The organism is Kitasatospora sp. NPDC091257, from assembly GCF_044757675.1.
Taxonomy (GTDB): domain Bacteria; phylum Actinomycetota; class Actinomycetes; order Streptomycetales; family Streptomycetaceae; genus Kitasatospora; species Kitasatospora lactacystinica.
In genome coordinates this window covers 1-3,257 of record NZ_JBIVVI010001047.1, presented here as the reverse complement: position 1 = coordinate 3,257, position 3,257 = coordinate 1, and the positions used below count along the sequence as shown (strand labels likewise).

General features: G+C 74.8%; 3 protein-coding genes. 2 read left to right on the top strand and 1 reads right to left on the bottom strand.

Annotated features, from left to right (window positions below):
* The first annotated feature begins 116 nt into the window (after positions 1-116).
* Positions 117-764, top strand: coding sequence for a hypothetical protein (locus ACIQOV_RS34090; protein ID WP_359897704.1), 648 nt, complete (start codon positions 117-119; stop codon positions 762-764).
* Between the two features lie 17 nt (positions 765-781).
* Here ACIQOV_RS34090 and ACIQOV_RS34085 read toward each other — a convergent pair whose 3' ends face one another.
* A complete protein-coding gene (locus ACIQOV_RS34085) occupies positions 782-1,567 on the bottom strand; it encodes an SLATT domain-containing protein (protein WP_359897705.1) in 786 nt (261 codons plus the stop codon).
* 367 nt (positions 1,568-1,934) lie between these two features.
* Between ACIQOV_RS34085 and purD the strand changes: the two genes are divergently transcribed.
* A complete protein-coding gene (gene purD / locus ACIQOV_RS34080) occupies positions 1,935-3,182 on the top strand; it encodes a phosphoribosylamine--glycine ligase (RefSeq protein ID WP_401054662.1) in 1,248 nt (415 codons plus the stop codon).
* Positions 3,183-3,257: the final 75 nt, after the last annotated feature.

The window sequence follows — 3,257 nt, the reverse complement described above, 5'->3', positions numbered from 1 at the left end:
CTGGTGGACGCGCTGAGCCACAGCCCCGACAACCCCTTCCGGGACGACCTCGCGCTCTACAACTCGGTGCTGGCCCCGCGCGGGCGATCCCCGCCTCCGGAGAGGAACTGCCGGCCATGGCCTGCGACCTCTGGCTCGTCCCGCTGGTGGACGCGCTGAGCCACAGCCCCGACAACCCCTTCCGGGACGACCTCGCGCTCTACAACTCGGTGCTGGCCTCGCGCGGGCTGCCCGAGGTGCCGGTCTACCGGTTCGTCCCGGGCATCAGCGGCGCGGTCGAGCCGATAGCCGCCTTCGACTACGACTCGCTGCACTTCCTGCGCCGCGCCTACCTGTTGGGCCTCACCGGCCTGGACATCACCCCGGTCGACGCGCTCGGCGGCGACTACGAGCAGTTGCTGGAGATGTTCGAGAGCAGCGCCGAACAGTCGCACCTGGTCTGGCACTTCGACCACGCCGGCGCGTACGTGCCGGTCGAGTTCGCGGTGCCGCTGGTGGACGACACGCTGCTCGCCGCCGGCGGCCCGCTCGGCTCCAGCCACGGGCTGCTGCGCGAACTCCAGGCCGTCGCACCGGCGCTGGGCATCGACCCGCTCAACCCGCCGGACCCGACCCGGCCGCTCGGCCCGACCGGCCTGGAGCAGCCGTTCGGGCCGCCGATCGACGACGTCCACCCCTTCGCCCGGGAGCGGCACGCCTGGTCGGGCCTGTACGCGGCGGCGACCAGGAGCGTCACCCAGGGTTCGATGATCGTCTTCGCCTGACCCCGGGCGGACAGGTTCTAGCGCAGCGGCCCCTCCGGCGGCCGCTGGCGCGGCATGGTGGGCCGGGTGCCCGGCGGCGGCAGCACCCGCACCTGGGCGCCCACCCCGGGCTCGCTGCGCCCGCCCCAGGCCCCGCCGGACTGGGTGGGCAGCTGGGTCATCGAGGCGCGGAACTCCAGCATCCACTCCGAGGTCTCGGAGCGGACCATGTCCGAGACGTCCTCGCAGAACCGTCGCAGCACGCCCAGGCAGCGCTCGGCGGCCTCGCCCGCGGTGCCCTCGGTCGGGCCGAGCACCTCGCGCACGCACTCCGACGCCCAGTCGAACTGGAAGGCCTCCAGGCGGCGTTGCAGGGCCTGGCCGGTGGAGACGTCCCGCATCCAGCCGGAGGTGAGACCGAAGACCCGGTCGGTGGCCAGGCAGGCGGCGGAGAGCGCGAAGCCGACGTAGCCCCAGCCGGTGCCGTGCGCGAAGGCGCCGGCCAGGTCGACCAGCGGGGCGGTCACCCCGCCCACCGCGAAGCCGGCCGCGCCGAACCGCAGCACGCGGGCCCAGCGGCGCTTCCAGACGCGGTCCCGGCGGTACCACTCGATCGCCTCGACCGCCCGCTCCTCGGACCAGCGGTAGAGCTCCTCCAGCCGTTCGGCGGGCTCGCCCCAGTCCCCCAGCGGGAACTGGCGGGTGCTCAGATCGGCCCGCTGGCGGGTGGAGGCCCGTCGGACCACGGCGGCGGCGGGCGGGTCCTCCTCACCGATCTCCTTGCCCCAGGCACTCTCCTCGGGCTGCATTTCCGGCTGGCTCACCTGTGGGGCTCCCTGTGGCGGGCGGACTGCTGGCTCTGTCGGCGCAACGGCTGACGTGGTGTCCGCCGGTGGTTCTCCAACAGCACTTCTTACCGCCAAATGGCTGACCGTGGGGGCGCTTCTCCGCTGATCGTTACCGGTTTCGGCCAACGGAACCCGAGGTGGGCGGGTTGCGGGAGGCGGCGAGATTTCACCCGTCCGAGCGAGGGCCCGGTGACCCGACGTCGTGACCCGACCACCCACCGCCGAACCGGCCCCGTCGGGCTTGGAGGATCCTCCGACATCCTCGGCGTACGGAGCTCCCCCACTGGAGGATCCGACGGGACCGGGGAGCGGCCGGAACAGGCCACCGACTACGCTGCCAGGCGTGAAGGTCCTCGTCATCGGCGGCGGCGCCCGCGAACACGCCCTGTGCCGCTCCCTGTCCCAAGATCCCGCAGTGACCGAACTGCACTGTGCCCCGGGCAACGCCGGGATCGCGCAGGTCGCGACGGTCCACCCGGTCGACCAGCTGGACGGCGCGCAGGTCGCCGCGCTGGCCGGCCGGCTCGGTGCCGCCCTGGTGGTGGTCGGCCCGGAGGCCCCGCTGGTGGCCGGCGTCGCGGACGCCGTGCGCGCGGCCGGCGTCCCGGTGTTCGGTCCGTCCGCCGCGGCCGCCGAACTGGAGGGCTCGAAGGCCTTCGCCAAGGATGTGATGGCCGCGGCCGGCGTCCCCACCGCCCGGTCCTACGTCTGCACCACCGCGGCCGAGGCCGCCGAGGCGCTGGACGCCTTCGGCGCCCCGTACGTGGTCAAGGACGACGGCCTGGCCGCCGGCAAGGGCGTCGTGGTCACCTCCGACCGCGAGGCCGCGCTGGCGCACGCCGCCGGCTGCGAGCGCGTGGTCATCGAGGAGTACCTGGACGGCCCCGAGGTCTCGCTGTTCGCGATCACCGACGGCACCACCGTCGTCCCGCTCCAGCCCGCCCAGGACTTCAAGCGCGCGCTGGACGGCGACGAGGGCCCGAACACCGGCGGCATGGGCGCCTACTCCCCGCTGCCGTGGGCGCCCGCCGGGCTGGTCGAGGAGGTCCTGGAGACCGTCCTCCAGCCGACCGTGGACGAGCTGCGCCGCCGCGGCACCGAGTTCTCCGGCCTGCTGTACGCGGGCCTGGCGCTCACCTCGCGCGGCACCCGGGTGATCGAGTTCAACGCCCGCTTCGGCGACCCGGAGACCCAGGTCGTGCTGGCCCGGCTGCGCACCCCGCTGGCGGGCGTGCTGCTCGCCTCCGCCACCGGAAGCCTGGACCAGCTGGAGCCGCTGCGCTGGGACGAGGGCGCGGCCGTCACCGTGGTCGTCGCCTCCGAGGGCTACCCGGACGCCCCGCGCACCGGCGACCCGATCGAGGGCCTGGCCGAGGCGGAGGCGGACGGCACCGCGTTCGTGCTGCACGCCGGGACGAAGGCGGACGAGGACGGCCGGGTGCTGAGCGCCGGCGGCCGCGTCCTGTCGGTCACCGCGACCGGCACCGACCTGGCCGAGGCGCGCGAGCGCGCGTACGCCGCGGTGGACCGGATCTCCCTCAAGGGCGGCCAGCACCGCACCGACATCGCGCTGAAGGCGGCCACCGCCTGAGCCCCCCGCCCGCTCCGCCCGCGGCCCCCGTGCGAACCGCTCGCACGGGGGCCGCGGTGCGTGCCACCGAGGTAG

Bases quoted from the DNA above. Each gene is read 5' to 3' on its own strand.
- ACIQOV_RS34090 (WP_359897704.1), top strand. From the start codon at position 117: ATGGCCTGCGACCTCTGGCTCGTCCCGCTGGTGGACGCGCTGAGCCAC.